At 38.8% G+C, this 18934-nt stretch carries 18 protein-coding genes, 2 pseudogenes and 2 riboswitches; of the genes and pseudogenes, 13 read left to right on the top strand and 7 right to left on the bottom strand.

What is annotated here, in order from left to right; translation table 11 throughout:
* The first annotated feature begins 129 nt into the window (after positions 1–129).
* The 3 genes from ELQ35_RS11085 (at position 130) to ELQ35_RS11095 (ending at position 2000) form a co-directional block, all read left to right on the top strand.
* On the top strand, positions 130–1011 hold the full coding sequence (locus tag ELQ35_RS11085) for a 5'-methylthioadenosine/S-adenosylhomocysteine nucleosidase (RefSeq protein WP_126864900.1): 882 nt from the start codon (positions 130–132) through the stop codon (positions 1009–1011).
* Positions 1012–1366: 355 nt separating this feature from the next.
* A complete protein-coding gene (locus tag ELQ35_RS11090; protein ID WP_126864901.1) occupies positions 1367–1678 on the top strand; it encodes a hypothetical protein in 312 nt (103 codons plus the stop codon).
* A gap of 103 nt (positions 1679–1781) precedes the next feature.
* Positions 1782–2000, top strand: a complete 219-nt coding sequence (locus ELQ35_RS11095) for a DUF3888 domain-containing protein (RefSeq protein ID WP_126864902.1) — start codon at positions 1782–1784, stop codon at positions 1998–2000.
* Positions 2001–2389: 389 nt separating this feature from the next.
* On the opposite strand, the gene map is transcribed toward ELQ35_RS11095, so the two are convergent.
* The 3 genes from map to ELQ35_RS11110 form a co-directional block, all read right to left on the bottom strand.
* Positions 2390–3130 (bottom strand): type I methionyl aminopeptidase, encoded by a 741-nt coding sequence (map, locus tag ELQ35_RS11100; RefSeq protein WP_126864903.1) that lies wholly within the window; start codon positions 3128–3130, stop codon positions 2390–2392.
* A gap of 982 nt (positions 3131–4112) precedes the next feature.
* On the bottom strand, positions 4113–4370 hold the full coding sequence (locus ELQ35_RS11105) for a hypothetical protein (protein ID WP_126864904.1): 258 nt from the start codon (positions 4368–4370) through the stop codon (positions 4113–4115).
* A 230-nt stretch (positions 4371–4600) separates the two neighbouring features.
* Positions 4601–5254 (bottom strand): DUF4277 domain-containing protein, encoded by a 654-nt coding sequence (locus tag ELQ35_RS11110; protein ID WP_126864905.1) that lies wholly within the window; start codon positions 5252–5254, stop codon positions 4601–4603.
* Between the two features lie 517 nt (positions 5255–5771).
* Between ELQ35_RS11110 and ELQ35_RS11120 the strand changes: the two genes are divergently transcribed.
* The 5 genes and pseudogenes from ELQ35_RS11120 to ELQ35_RS23100 all read left to right on the top strand — a co-directional run.
* Positions 5772–6269 carry an SRPBCC family protein gene (locus tag ELQ35_RS11120; RefSeq protein ID WP_126864906.1) on the top strand — a complete coding sequence of 166 codons (498 nt, stop codon included), beginning with the start codon at positions 5772–5774 and terminating at the stop codon, positions 6267–6269.
* A gap of 220 nt (positions 6270–6489) precedes the next feature.
* A pseudogene (locus ELQ35_RS23095) lies at positions 6490–6599 on the top strand (GNAT family N-acetyltransferase); the annotation flags it as partial.
* A 1093-nt stretch (positions 6600–7692) separates the two neighbouring features.
* A complete protein-coding gene (locus tag ELQ35_RS22600; RefSeq protein ID WP_185861733.1) occupies positions 7693–7863 on the top strand; it encodes a hypothetical protein in 171 nt (56 codons plus the stop codon).
* 40 nt (positions 7864–7903) lie between these two features.
* Positions 7904–8101: a hypothetical protein gene (locus ELQ35_RS11135; RefSeq protein WP_126864907.1), complete on the top strand. Its 198-nt coding sequence runs from the start codon at positions 7904–7906 to the stop codon at positions 8099–8101.
* A 149-nt stretch (positions 8102–8250) separates the two neighbouring features.
* Positions 8251–8364, top strand: a pseudogene (locus tag ELQ35_RS23100) (phosphonate ABC transporter permease); the annotation flags it as partial.
* 89 nt (positions 8365–8453) lie between these two features.
* Here the strand turns inward: ELQ35_RS23100 and ELQ35_RS11145 are convergent.
* The 4 genes from ELQ35_RS11145 to thiC form a co-directional block, all read right to left on the bottom strand.
* Positions 8454–10025 carry a Vga family ABC-F type ribosomal protection protein gene (locus tag ELQ35_RS11145; RefSeq protein WP_126864959.1) on the bottom strand — a complete coding sequence of 524 codons (1572 nt, stop codon included), beginning with the start codon at positions 10023–10025 and terminating at the stop codon, positions 8454–8456.
* A gap of 396 nt (positions 10026–10421) precedes the next feature.
* Positions 10422–11777, bottom strand: a complete 1356-nt coding sequence (locus ELQ35_RS11150; RefSeq protein WP_126864908.1) for a carbohydrate binding domain-containing protein — start codon at positions 11775–11777, stop codon at positions 10422–10424.
* 485 nt (positions 11778–12262) lie between these two features.
* Positions 12263–12397, bottom strand: coding sequence for a hypothetical protein (locus tag ELQ35_RS23450; RefSeq protein ID WP_281278122.1), 135 nt, complete (start codon positions 12395–12397; stop codon positions 12263–12265).
* A gap of 308 nt (positions 12398–12705) precedes the next feature.
* Positions 12706–14490 carry a phosphomethylpyrimidine synthase ThiC gene (gene thiC, locus ELQ35_RS11160; protein WP_126864909.1) on the bottom strand — a complete coding sequence of 595 codons (1785 nt, stop codon included), beginning with the start codon at positions 14488–14490 and terminating at the stop codon, positions 12706–12708.
* Positions 14491–14626: 136 nt separating this feature from the next.
* Positions 14627–14741, bottom strand: a riboswitch (TPP riboswitch).
* A gap of 109 nt (positions 14742–14850) precedes the next feature.
* Positions 14851–14963, top strand: a riboswitch (TPP riboswitch).
* A gap of 98 nt (positions 14964–15061) precedes the next feature.
* Here thiC and tenI point away from each other — a divergent pair.
* From tenI to ELQ35_RS11185, 5 genes are read left to right on the top strand one after another with little or no spacing between them, the layout of a single operon-like run.
* Positions 15062–15682 (top strand): thiazole tautomerase TenI, encoded by a 621-nt coding sequence (gene tenI / locus ELQ35_RS11165; protein WP_126864910.1) that lies wholly within the window; start codon positions 15062–15064, stop codon positions 15680–15682.
* Positions 15663–16778, top strand: coding sequence for a glycine oxidase ThiO (gene thiO / locus ELQ35_RS11170; protein WP_126864911.1), 1116 nt, complete (start codon positions 15663–15665; stop codon positions 16776–16778). Before tenI ends, thiO begins: the two co-directional genes overlap by 20 nt.
* A gap of 15 nt (positions 16779–16793) precedes the next feature.
* On the top strand, positions 16794–16997 hold the full coding sequence (gene thiS / locus ELQ35_RS11175) for a sulfur carrier protein ThiS (RefSeq protein WP_126864912.1): 204 nt from the start codon (positions 16794–16796) through the stop codon (positions 16995–16997).
* Between the two features lie 2 nt (positions 16998–16999).
* On the top strand, positions 17000–17767 hold the full coding sequence (locus tag ELQ35_RS11180; protein ID WP_126864913.1) for a thiazole synthase: 768 nt from the start codon (positions 17000–17002) through the stop codon (positions 17765–17767).
* Positions 17764–18771, top strand: a complete 1008-nt coding sequence (locus ELQ35_RS11185) for a ThiF family adenylyltransferase (protein ID WP_126864914.1) — start codon at positions 17764–17766, stop codon at positions 18769–18771. Before ELQ35_RS11180 ends, ELQ35_RS11185 begins: the two co-directional genes overlap by 4 nt.
* Positions 18772–18934: the final 163 nt, after the last annotated feature.

Consider the following 18934-nt stretch of genomic DNA (forward strand, 5'->3'; position numbering starts at 1 on the left):
TCAATTTAGCTTAATTATCTATACTTTGACTTTCGTAGGTCTGGAAGGTAGAAATCATTCTACATTTTCTGGACCTTTTTCTTTTGACGAAACTACGAGTATATCAAACAACAAAAGGAGAGAGTATATATGAAAAGTAAAATGGTAAAAAGCTACGCTTCATTAGCATTTATTACTGTACTGTTATTATCGGTAGTTGTAGGATGTAGTTCTCCTTCACAGTCTGAAACTGTACAAGAAAGTTCTCAAAGGCCTATTATAGTTCAAGGTCCAATGCCTATAGAAGCTGAAGAGTTTGCACAAAGGTTAGAAAATGTTAAAAAAGAAAAATCAGGAACCTTTGAATTTTATATAGGCACTGTAAACGATTATCCTGTAATAGTTGCAAAAACAGGTAAGGGAATGGAAAATACAGCAGCTGCTACAGCAGTGGCTATTGAAAGATATAACCCTATAGCAATAATCAATCAAGGAACTTCGGGTGGCCATGATCCAAATTTAAACGTATTTGATATTGTTTTAGGAAAAAGAACTGTAAACATAGGCTCATTAAAATCAGCAGATAAGGATGAAAACCAAGGGATTGATCCAACTGAATGGAAACCCATGGACTTAATGGCTTCTGAAGGAAGTGCAGGAGAAGATCCTAATGCTGAAAAAATCCGTTACTATCAGGGAGGTAAGGATTTACTCGCAGCTGCTAATGCAGTAAAAGATAAATACACGAAGGGTAAGATTGTCGAGGGTACTATAGGTTCTGCAGATGTATGGAATAATGAAGTTGACAGAATTAAATGGTTCCATAATAAGTATGGTACCTCTGTAGAAGAAATGGAAGGTGCCTCAGCAGCACAAATTTCCGAAGCTTATGATGTAGCATTCTTGGGAATTAGAATACTATCTAATAATAAAGTGAATGGTGGTAAATACAACCCAAACACTGCAGCAGCAAATCAAGAATATGTTTATGAAGTAGTTAAAGAATATATATCTACGTTGCCAAGCGAATAATATAGTAAAACCACATTAGTATCAGTTCCATTTCAACTAAAGCAACAATTCATTCCCTGTTTCTATCTCGGATTCGACTCTCTGTAGGCACAAGAAGTGCCTCAATATCGGGGCTTTTCTGGAATATAAGTTAGGCTTATGTATGTGAATCGATCTTAAGCTATCGGGCGCACTTCTTGAATAAAGAGGCGTCCTTTTTGAATCGGGCCAAATAGTGGAATAAGGCTTACTAAGCTAAAAAAGATTCTCACTATTAATATTTTTAAAGGTACTTTTGATTCGGAAAACAATTAGTTTGTAAAGTGGATTATTGATAATACGGAGGGGATAAAATGTATAAACGAAGATGCTATTTTTGAAAAACAAAGCGCTTACTCAGAAGAAACACGGTATAATTAGTTTTATTTCTTTTATAATCGGAATTACTTGTTTTTTTGTTGTTTTTGTAACGCCGACAAGGATTGCAAATATTGGTAATTTGGTTGGAGACTATATAACCTTTGCACTCACAGGTGTCGGTATCATACTATCTGTAACAGGTTTAGTGAATAAAACGGAAAAAAATGTAATTCCTATTATTTCTTTAGTCCTATCTTCGTCGTTCTTTATATTTTGGCTTATCACGATTGTCTTATTGTTAACTGGTCAAATTGAATTTGCACCGTAGTGTACAAAGCACATTAAAGCTAATCGGTGCGATTGGCTCAACTAGGGCAGTCTTTTCTTGTTTTAACGGGGCAGTTTATAAATAAAATCTGTTAGAGATATGGATGATAACAAACGGTGATTATAATGAGAAAATTTATAATAGGGTTATTCATTGTGACAAACTTAAGATTAAGAGGTCAAATGGGATAGGAGGAGGGTATCAATTAACCTTAAGGGTACATCCATATTATGGTGCACATAATAGTTATGGAATAGATGAGGTAGTTGTAAGGGCAAGTGGTGAATTAGTTAGTTATAAACACATAAAAACATATCTCTGATGTTCAAATACCGGATGTGTTAGTTGTCGTATCAACAAAAAACCCCAAAAAAGATCAAACTTTTTTATAAAAAATGAAAATGCTGGAACACAAGAACAACCTATTTGGATCAATCTTTTTTCGAAATAGGTTATTTTTCCATGCCAACTATTAAGTGTTTGAGGAAAACTTTTGATCAAACTTTTTTACAAAGCTACAGCAAATTGCTTCTTCAAATAAATAAATTTTAGTTGACCGTTTCAAATTTTTAGATTAACGGGGGCGTTCCTACAAGAAAGTAGGGACGCTTTTTTCGAAATTGGGGTCCTACCAGCAAAATGGAAATTTCGTATGCTAACCTAATTCAAAACTACTTATATTTATACGAGTCTTTTTCGTGTATGCATGAATTAAAGTGTGACAATAATCGGACCATTTTTAGTAAGGATAATCGTATGTTCCAATTGAGCTACATAGCTTTTTTCTGTAGCATAGGTCCAACTGTCTTCTTTTTGGAATACTTCTTCTTCAAAGGTTGAGATAAATGGTTCGAATGCAATAACCATCCCTTCCTTTAATAATTCATCATCCCATCTATCATTATAATTATAAATATGGTCAGGTGCTTCGTGTATTGTACGTCCAATGCCATGTCCTGTAAGGTTTTTGATAACTGTTAATCCATGCTGTCTCGCTGTTTGGGATACTACTTTTCCAATTCCACTTTTTTTTGAACCGGGTTTTGCTTTCTTAAGACCTGCTTCAAATGCCTTTTTAGCAACGTCGCATATTTTCGTTAATACTTCTTCTCCTTCGCCTACTACAAACGAGATTCCTGTATCTGCGAAATAACCGTTCTTGGAACCAGAAACATCTATATTTACTAGATCCCCTTCATGAATAACCCGATGACCCGGAATACCATGTGCCACTTCTTCATTAACACTAATGCAAGTATAGCCAGGAAAATCATATTCACCTTTTGGAGCTGAAACTGCACCTGCTTTCTCTAAAAGCTCTCCGGCTATATCATCAAGTTCTTTGGTCGTTATGCCAGGAATTGTTCTTTGTACCAATTCATCTCTAATGGAGGCAACAATTTTGCCAATTTCCTTCAAACCAATCAAATCTTCTTCTGTTTTTGCAATCATTTTTTCCTACCTCATTATCTTTTATCATCAATAAACTATATAAGTATTAATTGTACCTTTATTTTCCTGAAAAATTCAAGCAATGTAAATTAAAAGGTGGAAACGCCAGGCATCTTATTCCATTATACCAGCTATATAAGTCAACACTTTCGGTTAAAATAGTGGGAGTAGTCATGCTATAATAAATGTAAGCATAACAAAGAGACTTCAAACCGATTTTTGAGATTTGTTTTTATTACTTTTATAATTAGTTTAATTGTTATATTAGTTATTTTATTTGCTCAAAGAAATAGAATCAACATCGTTAACAAGGGAATCCGTCTATTTTCAGTTAAGGACACGTTTGCGGAGTAAGCAGGGGATTTTTTTAGAGGGAAATCGAGGTTGTACAATGGGCTTATTTTTTGAAAAATCCAGCAGTCAAAGCAAGACTCAAAAAAAATTAATAAATGCATTCATTATTTTAATAGTATTAGATCTCATAAATAACTTTTTACTAAATTTATCTTGGCTAAGTACTATTACCACTTGTTCATATATTGTATTTTTAATTCTTTTCATAAGAGAAATTATGAGGGGGAAAAACAATAAAGCTAACGATTAGGTGGCGTTAGAGTGTCTTATATTGAGTGACAATAAAGTCGTTTAACATTCTTCTTCAATAAACGGACGTTTTTATGGAGCAACGAAAAAATCCCAATTTCTCAATTTTAATGCTGAGGAATTGGGATTTTAATATTGTGATTTCCTTAACGTTGTAAATCCTCATATTCCTAAATCCCACATTCCGCACCTAGGAGGCAAACTTCTGCCAATTTCCCTAGGTGCATTTTTTTTGAAAATTAATTCTTGTTCCTTTTTCTTTTATTATCGACTTTCTTCTTAAAAGTTCTCTTTTTTTCGACATTACCTATTGATACCTCTCCCGTTTTGGGGTTAATTCGCTGTTTTTTCTTCCTGTTTCGACACATAGATGGAAAGATCATAGCCCGCCAGTCCAAGGATCCTCTTTTTTTGGCCGCCCTCTATTTGTTCGTTTTTCGATTTGCTTTTCAGGTAGAATGTGGAATGAATAGCGAAAATAATGGCTGGTATAGGCTTTTTGAAACGTTCCCCATGCTTCTTGGGCATCGGCTTCACAGTGGTAGACCGTGTTTTCAAATTTCTTCATCGCTTTTTCGAGTGTGATTCGTTCTTTTTCCAAGTTACGCTGGAATGTTTGATCTTTTTGTTCATTCAACTTGTCGGAATAGACCATAACGAAACGATATGGATACTCATCCAGTTCTTCTGTAAAGGACTGGATCTTATAGGAAGCTGCCTTTTTTTTGCGGCTTCAACTGCCCGACTTCTTGCCACTCGCCATTCTTCCAAGCTTCTTCTTTTAATGCATGACTTATTTTGAAGGTTTTGGGAAGACGAGAAATAAAGGGGAGATCCCCCGTATTTTACGCAAGTTCTCCGTCGTAATCAGGGCTGAATCTGCTTGATAAATGAGATGATCCCATTCTTCTTTAGAAAGAATCTCGCGAAGTTTTTGAATGAATGTGAGATTCCAGCTTTGTCATCCATATTTCCGTTTTCTACATTCGCTAAGACCGGAATACGTTCGGGTGTAACACTCATGCCAAGTACAATCTGTTTTAAATCGGGGCGGTGTTGTTTACTGTATCCGTAGGTGATGTCAAGGTCCTCGTTGTTTTTTCTGAGGTCTCGTTTGTTTTCTCGTACTCCCCATAGACGCCTGCCTAGCGGTAACCCAAGTTTACGGCAAGTCGAGATGGATAACGTCGAATATACTTTCCATGGATGGGCCCGATGCAGGGCATCGAGTGCACGCCCGATGGAATATTCGTTTAAATCATCCGCTTTCACATCAGAACCAAACAACATCTCCACATCTTGTTCTTTAAAAAAGTGATGAATATGGTAAAGGGGTTCCCGATCACAAAGAATGTTAATGACTAAGGCTTTTATTCGAGCGCCTGGTGATAAATGACATCGTTCTTTGTCCCAGTCAAGCTGCCCATTGATGGTTTCTTCAAAGCCGATTTCGTCACAAATAGCCGAAATCAACTGCGACGGTCCAGCAGAAAGTGTTAAGATCTGATCAGGTTGTTTCATCGGATTTCTCCTCACCTTTCATTCGTTAAGAATGGTTTCGAGAGAAAAGGAAAAAACCCTTCATAGAAATTCAAATTTTCTGACTTGGGACCTGCCGAATGTGGGCTAAATGTACCCCAAGAAGGAGATAAGTATAAGGTTGGAGAATTTAAGAATTAACAATCCGTTTAATTCGGCACACATACTATCTATTCCGAAGGCGATAATCATTTAAAAAGAAGGGAGAATGCATTATGACACAAAACAATAATGTTAAGAAAAAGCAGCTATTTCTAAACATATCAAAGTTTTAGAACGGGCAGGATTACTTGAAAAGACTATGAAAGGGCGAACGCATATATGTCGTCTTAATCCTGAATCGTTATCAGCTGCTACAGAATGGCTTCGTTTTTATGAACGTTTTTGGAACAGACAATTTGACGTTCTTGAACGTGAGTTAAATAGAGCAAAAAAGGAGGAACATTAGATTATTAGTAACAATTTTATAATTAAAATATTTAGTAAAGGATGATAAAAAATGATTAACACATCAACAACAACTCTTACTATGACTCGTCGTTTTGATGTCACTGCGGAAAGAGTATTTGAAGCTTGGCTAAACCCAGAAATGATGAGAAAGTGGTTTTTTACAATGGAATCAACAAATAAAGTGGCAAAAAATGATCCTCACGTCGGTGGCACTTGGGAAATTGTCGACCATAGAGAAGAGAAAGATTACAGGGCAGTTGGTAAGTACATGGAAGTTGACCCACCGCGTAAAATAGTTTTCACATTTAAAATGCCTCAATTCAGTGATACGGAGGACAGAATTACGGTTGATATTAAACCTTTTGAAAATGGCTGCGAGATGACCTTCACACAAGTGATTGTCGTTCCTTACGAAGAAGGTTGGACTGAGGAAGACATTGAAAAAGCACGTGATGAATATAATAGTCAAACCGAACAAGGTTGGGGTTATATGTTTGAAGGGTTAAAACAGTTAGTTGAAACGGGTAAAATTAATTATCCATCTTGAATTACAAACACGAGCGACTACTTTCGCTCGTGTTTTTGTTTATTTCGAAGTACACGAATAATGCAAAAGAAGAGAAAGTGTGTATTTGTCAACTAACGAGTGCTTTAGTTGTGCGAAATGTTACTGTTTAAATGGAGAATGGTTACATCACTCTGGTAAAGGCTAGACAATTCCTTCTGGAATTGAAGGGTTATATCGAAGAATCAAATGATAGAGTAACGTGTTAGAAAAATCAAGTTTTCATAAAGAAGGAATAGCTAAAAAAAAGTTATGATAAACGGAAAATGGGAAGATCATCAGGTACTAGCAATAATCAATACTAAAGATTAAATCACATTAGGTCAGAGTTTCATATTTGCCCAATAATAAGTAAGGTAGTGATAAAAATGATTCAAAGCAAAAAGCTTTATGTCTATGCCGGATCCATTTGGTGTTTTCTTTTTGCGCTAATAAGTTTTTATTGGGCAAGTGGAGGTATGCTAGGTGTAAAATCATTAGGAGGGCTAATCTATAAAAAAGCATAAGAAAACGATTATTCAGCAATCAGCACATACTGTTTAACTGAACAACAAGCTATTTATACTTCTTTACCTGTAAATATTATTGAAGCATTTAAGAAGGATAGATATAACCAGCCCTTTGTAATATATTTTGGTGATAATTTGATAGGCTGCTTTGCCTTATATATTTATAAAAAGGGTAATAATTGCACAAGTAACGAGCATGCTATACTTCTTAAATCGTTCTCGATTGATTCTCGCTATCAAAAAAAAGGGGCATGCGCTTAAAACCTTAAGATTATTGCCTGAAATAATAAAACTAAATTTCCCTGATAAAGATGAGATTATATTAACGGTTCATCATACAAATATCCCAGCGATGAATTTGTATATTAAGGCTGGATTTATTGATAAAGGACTGAGACTTGAGGGTGATTACGGGGAGGAATCGATATTTCATTTTGATTTGGATAGGGAGAAGAAAATTTGTTATAATAGTATACAAGTAGGTTCAATAATCAAAGTTATGGTCAACTTACTTTAATGTGATGCGATGAGGATTTCAAAAGTGGCATAAAAATCTGTGATGATTTATGGTATACCACATTGGTTAAGATATGTCTGGGGGAAGTGCAGGGATCATCGGTTATATTGATTTTGGCATGATTCACATGCATAATGAAAAAAAGGTAGTCATGCTGACAGATGGCTAGTGCAATCAAGGGAGATCTTGGGTAGGAACATCTCTCTAACAGTATTGGGGCACCTGTATCGAGCATTTATTTGGAACAACAAGTACATGAGCTTAGATAATAGCCCCGCTTGCTTGACGTTTCCCTTCCTAAACTGTCTGATGAAATACAGAAATCTTATTAGAGTATATTTGCTTTTTTATAATTTTTTCTGCGAAAGGAGGAATTCATATGTCAGAAAATAAGAAATTAAGCCTGGCTGATGCGGTCAAACAAAAATTGGCCCAAAAGCAGGAGCAGGCACAAGGTAAACAGGAAAACGGCCTTGTAAAGAATACTAAGACACTAAAGAGCCAGATGACGAAGAAACCGAGTAATACCCGCAGAAAAATGGGAGTCTAATAACAGAAATAGTCAAAAGGCCAGCTAAGCTGGCCTCTTTGTGTTTAACAACCGACACAAACCCTCCCACCCGGCAATTGAGAGGCTTTACAATCCTCTTTTAAAAAACGCCATCAAGCATCTAATCATCATGGTGAATAAACTGATTGCAGCGGGCTACAACATTAGCTGGGAACAGGTAATGAAGTTTGCCGAAGGAGGTACAGGGTTTATAAGCAGCATATTATCCATGCGCTAATTGAGAACGGTTATATGAAGACGATTTATGACGAAAACGGTTTCTGCTGACCCGTAGAATGAAATCCATTTGAACGGTACAAAATCCATAAAAGTGAAAGCCTTAAATAAAGCGTCTGTGATCAAGCAATTTACAATCGTCACCCTGATACTGTTAACGATCTAATCAAGGCATACTCCGAATCCTTCGAGGAGATGGATGAAGGAGTGATTGAGGCGTTAAAGGCAAGTGGCGCAGACTGGTGGCAAATCATTTTCCAGGCGTATCAAGTATTTTATTTATAAATGGGATGAAAACAGAAAGTTTATACACCACATTAAGAAACGGCAGATTGATTCTGCCGCTTACTTTATTAATGATTATCTAATTTCCGTTTTTCTGCTAACAGTTTCTGAAACTCCATTTCTAGTTCATCTGATGACTCGATACTAAGGCGGCTCAGTATTTCGGATATTTTCGTTTCTAAGATAAGCCGTTTATCTTCCTTGAAATTTCGCTTTTCTTGTGGTTCGTGATGTTTATATTCATCATATGTTCCTTCAAACAGTTCAATTTCCTTATGATTAATCGCTAAAATCCGGGTTGCAATATTTTCGATCAAGCGCCGGTCATGAGAGACAAAGATGACCGTTCCCTCATATTGTTTTAAAAGGGATTCCAATGCTTCAACGGCTTCTGTATCCAGAAAGGTTGTCGGTTCATCTAAAATGAGCGTATTAATGTCGCTTACCATTAATTTTGCCAGGGCTACTTTTACTCGCTCGCCGCCACTCAAAACTTCGATTGACTTGTAAACATCCTCTCTAAAAAAGTGCAGCCTTGCAAGTATGGTTCGAATGAATGTTTCATTTTGTATAGATGTGGATCGGACATTATCTAAAATTGACTTTTCGGTATTTAGTATATTTAAACTTTGGCTAAAATAGCCGATCTTCATGGATAGGGAAATGGCTATACCCTCATCTGGTTGAATGATTTTCTTCACGAGAGTGGTTTTTCCGCTTCCATTTGGACCGATAATAGCCAGTTTGTCACCACCGCGGACACTAAAACTTGCTTTTCTCCAGAGAACACGCTTGCCAATCATTCCCGGTACTTCTTTTACACGAAGAACAAAGCGTCCCTTAAAGGTTTCTTCATTCGGAAAATTCATCTTGATCGGTGTATCTTCTTTGGGTTTTTCCACTTTTTCCAGTTTTCCTAATCTTGTTTCAATAGCTTTAGCGGATTGTTGAAGCTTCTTTTGCTTTTTTGCAAAATATGGTTTGGCACCAGTTATTTTTGCTTCTGAATTACTCGTTTTTTTAGGTGCCTTTGCCGCTCTTTCCGCTTTCTTTGTTTTTAATATCAGTGCTTCTTCTAGCTGTTTTTTCTTTTTCTCATAATTTTCATAAACCATTTCATGCTGATGATGCTCTAATTCTTTTTGTGCTGCATAATCGGAATAGTTGCCTTTATATTCTTTCACATGTCCTTCACTGATTTCCCATATCTTCGCGCAAAGCGAATCCAGTAAAGCTCGGTCATGGGAGACAATGATGAACGCTCCCTGCCATTTCATCAGTTTCTTTTCCAGCCATTCAATGTGATCCGTATCCAGATTTGTTGTTGGTTCATCTGCAAAAAAGATTTCAGGATTCTTGGCAATTGCTTCATTAATGTATTCCTGTGTCACTTCTCCACCGCTTTTTGTTGTATCAGTTCGTTTTAGCTGGGGTAAGAGTTCACATTTTGCAAGTGTGGTAACGGTTCCATCTTCAGGAAATTTCTTTCCAGCCAAAACCTTTAATAAAGTGGTTTTTCCGCTTCCATTTCTACCGACTAAGCCGATCCGGTCATGTTTCTGGATTTGTAATTTGGTCACATTTATTAATAATCGGTCTTTTACATAAAGTTTTAAGTTGTTGGCTTCTAATAACATCATGTAATCATCCCCATTTTTCAAGTATTCTGGAGACAAAAAAATGCCTCCTATCTACATTCAGAATAGGAGACATAGATGCACACCAAAAATAGGCTGCATCCTTTTGGGTTTCCCGAAAGAAAACCAATCCTATTCTGAAAACCCCGATTGAAGGCATTGCTAAAAAGCAGGATATTTATCTGCCATACAAAAATGCCTTCAATTGATTGCTTTCGAAAATAGGATTAGTACTTCATGTAACTGGTTCACCCTTCCGTTTTTAATTAATGTCACGATAAACTATATATAATGATTTGTCAATTGAGTTTATATGTCGAATCCTATAATTTTGATTTTATAAATAAAAAAATACCAGGATATCATCCTGGTATTTTTACTTCCTATGTATATATAATCCTATTGCTTAAGGATCTTTTTAACTTCCACTTTGTCGATTTTTAACCGGGTGCCGCCCTTTGAATCAACATAAAAGCCTACACCGAGTTTGTTGTTTTTCACATCGACCTCTGTTGATATTTTTGTGTACAAGTCAAGGTGGTCAATGTTTACGTTCACATGCTCTCCACCGTAACCGTAAACCTCCATACGAGAAGATACAGGGGTGGATTGCTTCTGTCGTACCCATGCTGATACCTCATAGCGGCCATTCTCTACATTCGTAAGGTCTTGATGGATGTTTTGTTGATAAGGTTTGCTTGAGTAAATATCAGCGTAATATTTCCCCTCGAAAGGGCTATAATTTTCAATTCTCAGCTTGCTTGATTGTTCTTCTGGAACCCATTCTTTCCAATTCGTCATACTGTTTGTTTCAAAACTTCCATTTTTCAAGATGTTTGAACCGTACGTTACTTTTGGACTGTCCGTTACACTTGAATCATCCGTTGTGTTTGGAACGTCCGTTTTTGTTTGTGGAAAGTGAAAATTCACAATTTGTTCAATCATATTTTTTGCACCGAAATCATGGCCAACACCCGGCAGTCCTACAAACTGGTACGGTGTATTGTAACCGTACTTTTTAGATTCCGTTTGCATGGCTTTAATCCAATTCTTCCCGCGTTCATAACGACCTGCTCCTTGTTGTTCGGTAATATCTCGATCGTCGTTATACGTTGGCTCATTTTCGTTGTCCAATTCACCGACGGTTACGAAAGAAGGTACTTTCAGAAATTCAGCAGGGTTCATAGTGCCTACTTCGGATGAATATTTCAATCCTTGCCAATAATTCCTGTTGGCGTCAGGGAACGTGTACCATCCTGCTGCACTAACCGCAAGACGTTCAACTTTTTCTGGATAACGCATCATGAATCTATGGGCAAACTGCGCCCCGCCAGACGAACCAGACAAGTTGATTTTGCTGACCTTAGAACCTGTTTGAGCCTTCGCATCATCAATAATACTTATTAGCTTTTTATCAGAACCTTGTTCCAGAGTTTGATAGTCAGGATATGTAGATTCGTCTAAAAGCGGGGATACAACGATAAATCCCATCTTTTTTGCGTAAGGTACGTAAAAGTTAACATGCTCATCTGCATTTCTGCTGATGCCGTGCACAGATACCAAAATTGGGGTATTCGCGTTCACGTTTTCGGGTTTGTACATGTAATAGGTTGTCCCGTCTACCTTGTACTCTTCAACTCCTGGTAATAGAGTATCAGATTCAGAATTTGAACCAGCAGCATGTGCAAAAGTACCGCTTAATAGGCATCCGACAAGTAACACGGATAGAAATAAAATTTGTTTTATATGTCTCATTTTTCAACCTCCTAGTATTAGACTTCGACACATATATACAGTAAAAATGATACTTTATAATAATCTAGTATTAACAAAAGTTTGGAAACCCCTCATAAGCCCTAATCTGATCTAGGAAAGTAAGAGTAATATGTACTATACTGCTCAATGTACCAAGGAGGGCTGATATCATGAAACAAAGCATTCAAAAGAATTCAAACTACAAGTCGTTAAAGAAGCCAGAGAGACTGGAAATAAGAGATTAGTGGCACGTAGATATGAACTGAATCCTAATATGGCGGGTCCGTTGGTGTAGTGAATATAAAAATGGCAAATATGGAGACGAGCCTGATCTTGATCCCAAACAAATATCAAAAGAAAATGAAAAGCTTAAAAATAATACTAGGCAAAAAGACCTTGTTATTGCGATCTTACGAGACCTCAAAGAGTTTTTACTAGAAGAAATTACCGGTGGCGCTTACAACTACGGCTATCGCAAGCGTCGATTATCGATTTTCTCCAGCTCTTTCAACTGCGTGAACAGCAATGGACATAGGTTCACTTAAAGCGGCAATTTTAAGGGGTAAATCATCGGGGATTTCCCTTACAAAAACTGCCTTGGTTTTCACATATTCAGCCATCCCTCCGTCAAAATGTAAGCCTATCACTTGGTTGTTTTCACAGATTGACTGCCGGCTCAATAGTCACTATTACGGAGTAAATCGGAAAGCGCCTCCAAAGGTGCTTTCTTTTGATACCCGAAAACTTTCATTCTTTATGTTTTCAAGAACAAAATTAAACGACTTTATTATTTCTATACAGCAGGGCCCCTACCTCTAAGGGTAATGAAGGTAGGGGATATATGGAACTTTTATCAATTTAGAAATCAGTCATGCTGCTGGAAGATGGTTTTGTATTTCTTTCAATTGAGTCGGACCTCCCTGGAAAGTTACTGATATATGTTCCCGCCTGATTCCTTAAACTGCTCCGCTTTTTCCTGCATCCCTTGTTCAATCGCAGCTTCCGTATCAAGTTTGTTTTCTTTAGCATAAGTACGGATATCATGTGAGATTCTCATACTGCAAAATTTCGGCCCGCACATGGAACAGAAGTGGGCTGTTTTGGCGCCTTCAGCGGGTAACGTTTCATCATGATATTCCAATGCGCGTTCAGGATCCAAAGCTAGATGGAACTGGTCTCTCCACCGGAATTCAAACCGGGCTTTAGATAAGGCATCATCCCGTTTTTGCGCCTCTGGATGTCCTTTTGCCAGATCAGCAGCATGTGCAGCGATTTTATACGTAATCACTCCTTCACGAACATCATCTCGATTTGGTAAACCTAAATGTTCTTTTGGCGTTACGTAACAAAGCATCGCCGTGCCATACCAGCCAATCATCGCGGCACCTATGGCCGAAGTAATGTGATCGTAACCGGGAGCAATATCTGTTGTAAGCGGTCCGAGTGTATAAAATGGGGCTTCTTTGCAAACCTCCAGTTGTTTGTCCATGTTTTCTTTAATGAGGTGCATTGGCACATGCCCTGGTCCTTCCACCATGACCTGCACATCATGCTCCCAAGCAATTTTTGTGAGTTCGCCAAGGGTTTCCAATTCTGCAAATTGGGCTTCATCATTCGCATCCGCAATGGACCCAGGACGTAAACCGTCCCCTAAAGAGAATGAGATATCATACGATTTCATAATTTCACAGATTTCTTCAAAATGAGTATATAAAAAGCTTTCTTTATGGTGAAATAAGCACCACTGGGCCATGATCGAACCGCCTCGTGAGACAATCCCGGTTAATCGTTTTGCTGTTAATGGAACATATCGCAAAAGGACACCGGCATGAATCGTGAAGTAATCAACACCTTGCTCGGCTTGTTCAATTAACGTATCCCGGTAAACCTCCCATGTTAGATCTTCAGCAATACCATTTACTTTTTCAAGTGCTTGATAGATGGGAACTGTGCCAACAGGAACTGATGAATTTCGGATAATCCATTCCCGGGTTGTATGAATGTTTTTACCAGTTGATAAATCCATGATCGTATCAGCACCCCAGCGGGTCGCCCATGTCATTTTTTCAACCTCTTCTTCGATGGAAGATGAAACAGCAGAGTTGCCAATATTCGCATTAATTTTGACGTGAAAATTTCTTCCAATAATCATCGGCTCTGTTTCCGGGTGGTTAATATTAGAGGGAATAATCGCCCGGCCTTTTGCTACTTCATCACGGACAAATTCAGGTTTCAAATTTTCTCTTAGTGCAATAAATTCCATTTCAGGCGTGATGATTCCTTTTTTTGCATAATGAAGCTGTGTAACATTTCTCCCTTTTTTGGCACGTAATAATTTCCGCTTTAAACCAGGAAACAGGTTATGATTGGCACGGGGATCTATTTCATTGCGATACCCATTATCTTCAGGCAAGATTTCCCGGCCTGCATATTTTTCCACATCGGCTCTTTCATGAATCCATGAACTGCGAAGGGCAGGAAGGCCTTTGGTAATATCAACAGAGTAATCAGGGTCCGTATAAGGGCCGCTTGTATCATAGACCCGTACGGGAGGATTTTCTTCTTCTCCAAAAGTCCCGCTTGTCGGACTTAGCCCGATTTCACGCATTGGAACTTTGATATCGGGTCTTGAACCTGTTACATAGATTTTTTTACTACCAGGAAGACTGGACATGATGGAAATGTTTTGTTCGTTTAATGAAGACGTTGACATAATACATCTCTCCTCTTTTGAATGGTAAGGACGAGATTCAGTACATAACAAGTGGGAAAGCATATAGAAGTACATGAAAAGCCGGGCCCATGAATGGTTGGACCCGGCTAATTGGTATGCAGAAGTAGTATTGCATTGATGATTGTTCTAACTTCCCCACGCTGGTATGAACCAGATCAGGTCCCGAGGGTCAAGAAACTTCAACGTGTTTCTCTCTCAGCCCAACTGATTGGACACCCCTAGTTATTTCTATTCAATTATATTTACATTATATATGAACTTCGGGTAAAAAAGGAATAGCTAATTTAATTAAAGTGATTGAATAATTTGGAATCTTGTGTTAACTTTATTTCATAATTCAATTATCACTAGGGGATCCCATGTTATTATGGGCTGAGAATAAAGTAGTGACTTTTAAACCCTTATAACCTGAACAGGTTCGAACCTGCGGAGGGAAGTGGCTCACATTGTTTATTTGTGCTTACTTTTCGTACAAATTACAAACCACTTTCCAGTTTCGGAGAGTGGTTTTTCTTTTGGACTTTTCATTTTCAGGAAGAGGAGGCGGCCAATGAAATTAATTGCGATCACCGATGATTCGCATTCTGTTCAAGATCTGGCTTCGATGATTATTTCAATCAGAAATAGTGTCGATTACGTACATATTCGCGAGAAAACAAAAAGTGGCCGGCAATTGCTTTCACTGATTCAGCTTTTAGAAGAAGGAGGTGTCCAAAAAGAAAAAATCGTCATAAACGATCGGTTGGATGCAGCATTGCTCATGAATATCCCCCATATTCACTTGCCTGCACACGGCTTTCCTGTCAAAGATGTAAGAGAGTGTTTTCCTTATTTGAAGATTGGACGTTCTGTCCACTCCGTCGAGGAAGCCAGGCAGGCCGAAAGCGATGGAGCGAATTATGTATTATATGGCCACTGTTTTGAGACGAACAGCAAAAAGGGCAAGCCTGCCAATGGATTGAATAAAATTATAGATTTAAAAAGGGACCTTAGAATTCCGGTTTATGCAATCGGAGGGATAACAACAGAGCGGGTAAAAACGTTGCAACAAACCAATGCAGATGGAATTGCTGTGATGTCGGGAATTTTTTCTTCAAAAAATCCATTAGTTTCAGCACGGCTATACTATGAAACTTGTAAGGAGGTAAACGATGAAAAAAACCAAATTTGATGTAGTAGTCATTGGCGGTGGCATTATTGGATGCTCAATTGCCTATTATTTAGCCAAAGAAAAGATAGACGTTGCCGTATTGGAAAGCCGGCAAATTGGAAGCAGGGCAACCAGTGCCGCTGCCGGAATGCTTGGTGCCCATTCAGAAACCGATAATGACCATGAAATATTTTATCCTTTTGCAAGGAGCAGTCAACTGGAATATCCCAGGCTTCAGGAAGAAATCAAGGAGCTTAGTGGAATCGACATCGAAATGCAACAGGGCGGCATTTTTAAGCTCGTCTATTCCGAATCTGAAAAAAATCAGCTAAAGTCAGCTCTTTCCTTGCCTACTGTTGAATGGTACGAGGCTGAAGAGGTAAGAAAACAGGAAGCGACTGTATCCCCAGATATTATCGGGGCTGCATATATTCGGGACGATGTACACGTATTGCCTGCTTCTGTATGCCGCGGCTTTAGTAAAAGCGCTCAAACGCTGGGTGCAACCATTCTGGAATATACGCATGTATTGGATATCCAGAAGAAAGACAGCACTTATGTAACAAAAACAACCTCAGGAAACTTGGAATCACAATTAGTCGTAGTGGCAAATGGTGTGTGGAGCAGCTCTTTTTTCACCCAGCTTGGTTTACAACACCAGCTTGTTCCTGTCAAAGGGGAGTGCCTGTCCGTTTATGATGAAAGGATCACACTGAAACATACGTTATTCCATGATCATTGCTACATCGTTACAAGAAATGATGGCAGGCTCGTCATCGGGGCGACCATGGTTGAAGATGACTGGAGTGAAAATCCAACTCTGGCAGGGATAGAATCACTGATTGCAAAGGCGAAGACCATGCTACCTGCTGTTACCGGGATGAAGGTCGAATCTTTCTGGGCAGGTCTTCGCCCGCAGACATTAGACCAGAACCCTTTTATCGGGCATCACCCTGACCAGGAGGGAATTTTATTTGCAACCGGACATTTTCGGAACGGAATTCTGCTTGCTCCAGCGACCGGGCAAATGATTCGGGATCTTATTCTAAAAAAGGAAGTAAAAAAAGAATGGGTGGAGGCATTCAAGGTTGACCGAGGCATGCATGCACTTGTATAGGGAGGTGATAACCAAGTGACCATTCAATTAAACGGAAAAAAAGTAAACCTGCCGGGAGAAATATCCTCGATCAGGGAGTTACTTGCGTTTTACAAGTTGGAAAATCAGATTCTTGTGGTGGAATTGAACAAGGAGATTGCGTATAAAGAACAATATTCTACACAGCTTTTATCAGATGGAGATATGGTTGAAATCGTTCATTTTGTAGGAGGAGGATGACCATGCTAACAATAGCCAATCAAACGTTTAACTCCAGGCTTTTGCTTGGAACAGGCAAATATTCATCATTTGAAATTCAGAAGCAAGCGGTTGAAGGATCAGGAGCTGAAATCCTGACCTTTGCGGTTAGGAGAATGAACATTTTCGAACCATCGCAGCCGAACTTTCTGGAGCAACTGGATTTGTCCAAATATACATTACTGCCTAATACTGCCGGAGCCAAAACGGCTGAAGAAGCGGTGAGAATTGCTAAGCTGGCTAAAGCTTCAGGCTTATGCGACATGATTAAAGTCGAGGTAATCGGCTGCGACAAATCGCTCTTGCCTGATCCAATTGAAACGTTGAAAGCCTCTGAAATGTTATTGAAGGAAGGATTTATCGTATTGCCATATACGTCCGATGATGTCGTCCTGGCAAAACGTCTGGAACAGCTCGGCGTACACGCGATTATGCCGGGTGCCTCGCCGATTGGTTCCGGAAAAGGAATCGTAAACCCCTTAAACCTAAAGCTGATTATCGAACAAGCATCCGTCCCAGTTATTGTTGATGCCGGCATTGGTTCTCCCAAGGATGCAGCTTATGCGATGGAGCTTGGAGCTGACAGTGTTTTACTGAATAGCGCTGTTTCCGGGGCAAAAGATCCAGTAAAAATGGCTCTGGCCATGAAGCTTGCAGTTGAAGCAGGGCAGCTTGGTTTTGAAGCGGGAAGAATCACTGAAAAAAATTATGCGGAAGCGAGCAGCCCGTTAACAGGGATGGTGACTTCTTGAAAGGCCGGTACGCAAAGCAGGAATTATTTTTAGGGAAAGAAGGGCAATCAAGATTGCAACATGCCCACGCGATTATTATCGGTGCGGGGGCACTTGGATCTGCAAGTGCTGAGATGCTTGCAAGAGCAGGAGTCGGCAATATCACGATTGTGGATCGCGATTATGTGGAGTGGAGCAATTTACAACGGCAGCAGCTATATTCAGAGGAAGATGCAAAAAAGAAACTGCCTAAGGCAATTGCCGCTAAAACACGCCTCGAGCAATTAAATAGCGAGATAAAGATAAATAGTATTATAGCTGATATCAATGGGCTGAATATTGAAGAACTATTAAAAGATATATCGGTAATCATCGATGCCACTGATAACTTTGAAACTAGATTGGCAGTCAATGATGCGGCAGTAAAGCATAACATCCCATTTATTTTTGGCGCGTGTGTAGCAAGCTACGGACTGACTTTTCCGATTATTCCCGAAAAAACTCCCTGTCTGCATTGCCTGTTGAATCATTTGCCCGCCGAAGGGATGACCTGTGATACGGTCGGTGTGATAAGTCCGATCGTCCAGATTATTGCCGCTTTTCAGGTCACAAACGTCTTACAGCTTCTGACCGGGCAAGAGCTTTTGCCCATCATCCAATCCTTTGATATCTGGAAAAACGAAAAGGCTGAAATAAATATACAGGGACTCAAGAATAATGATTGCCCGACATGCGGCGAGCAAGCGACTTTTCCTTATTTGTCGTTCGAAAACCAAACAAAAGCAGATGTTTTATGCGGCAGAGACGCCATTCAACTTCGACCGGGAACTTCCCGCCTAATTCAGCTTGAGAGTTTATCCGAACACTTAAAAGGGTCAGTAAGTCATATTGTTTTAAATCCTTACTTGCTTTCGTGCTCTTTTGAAGAGTATCGAATTGTCCTGTTTAAAGATGGCCGTGCTATCATCCACGGTACCAATGAACCTTCAAAAGCGAGGGCAATCTATAATAGAATCATTCAATGATCGATAATTAGGTCAATTAGCTGACGAATATTATCTTTCAATCGAAACGATCAAAAGATTGTTTATTCTAATGAATAAGAAGGGAGCACTGATGATCTTAAGAGTCGATCTTCAGTGCTTTTTTATGTCGAGATTGTTTCTTATACTAGAAGACAACTATTTG

Source organism: Peribacillus cavernae (assembly GCF_003989135.1).
Taxonomy (GTDB): Bacteria; Bacillota; Bacilli; order Bacillales; family DSM-1321; genus Peribacillus; species Peribacillus cavernae.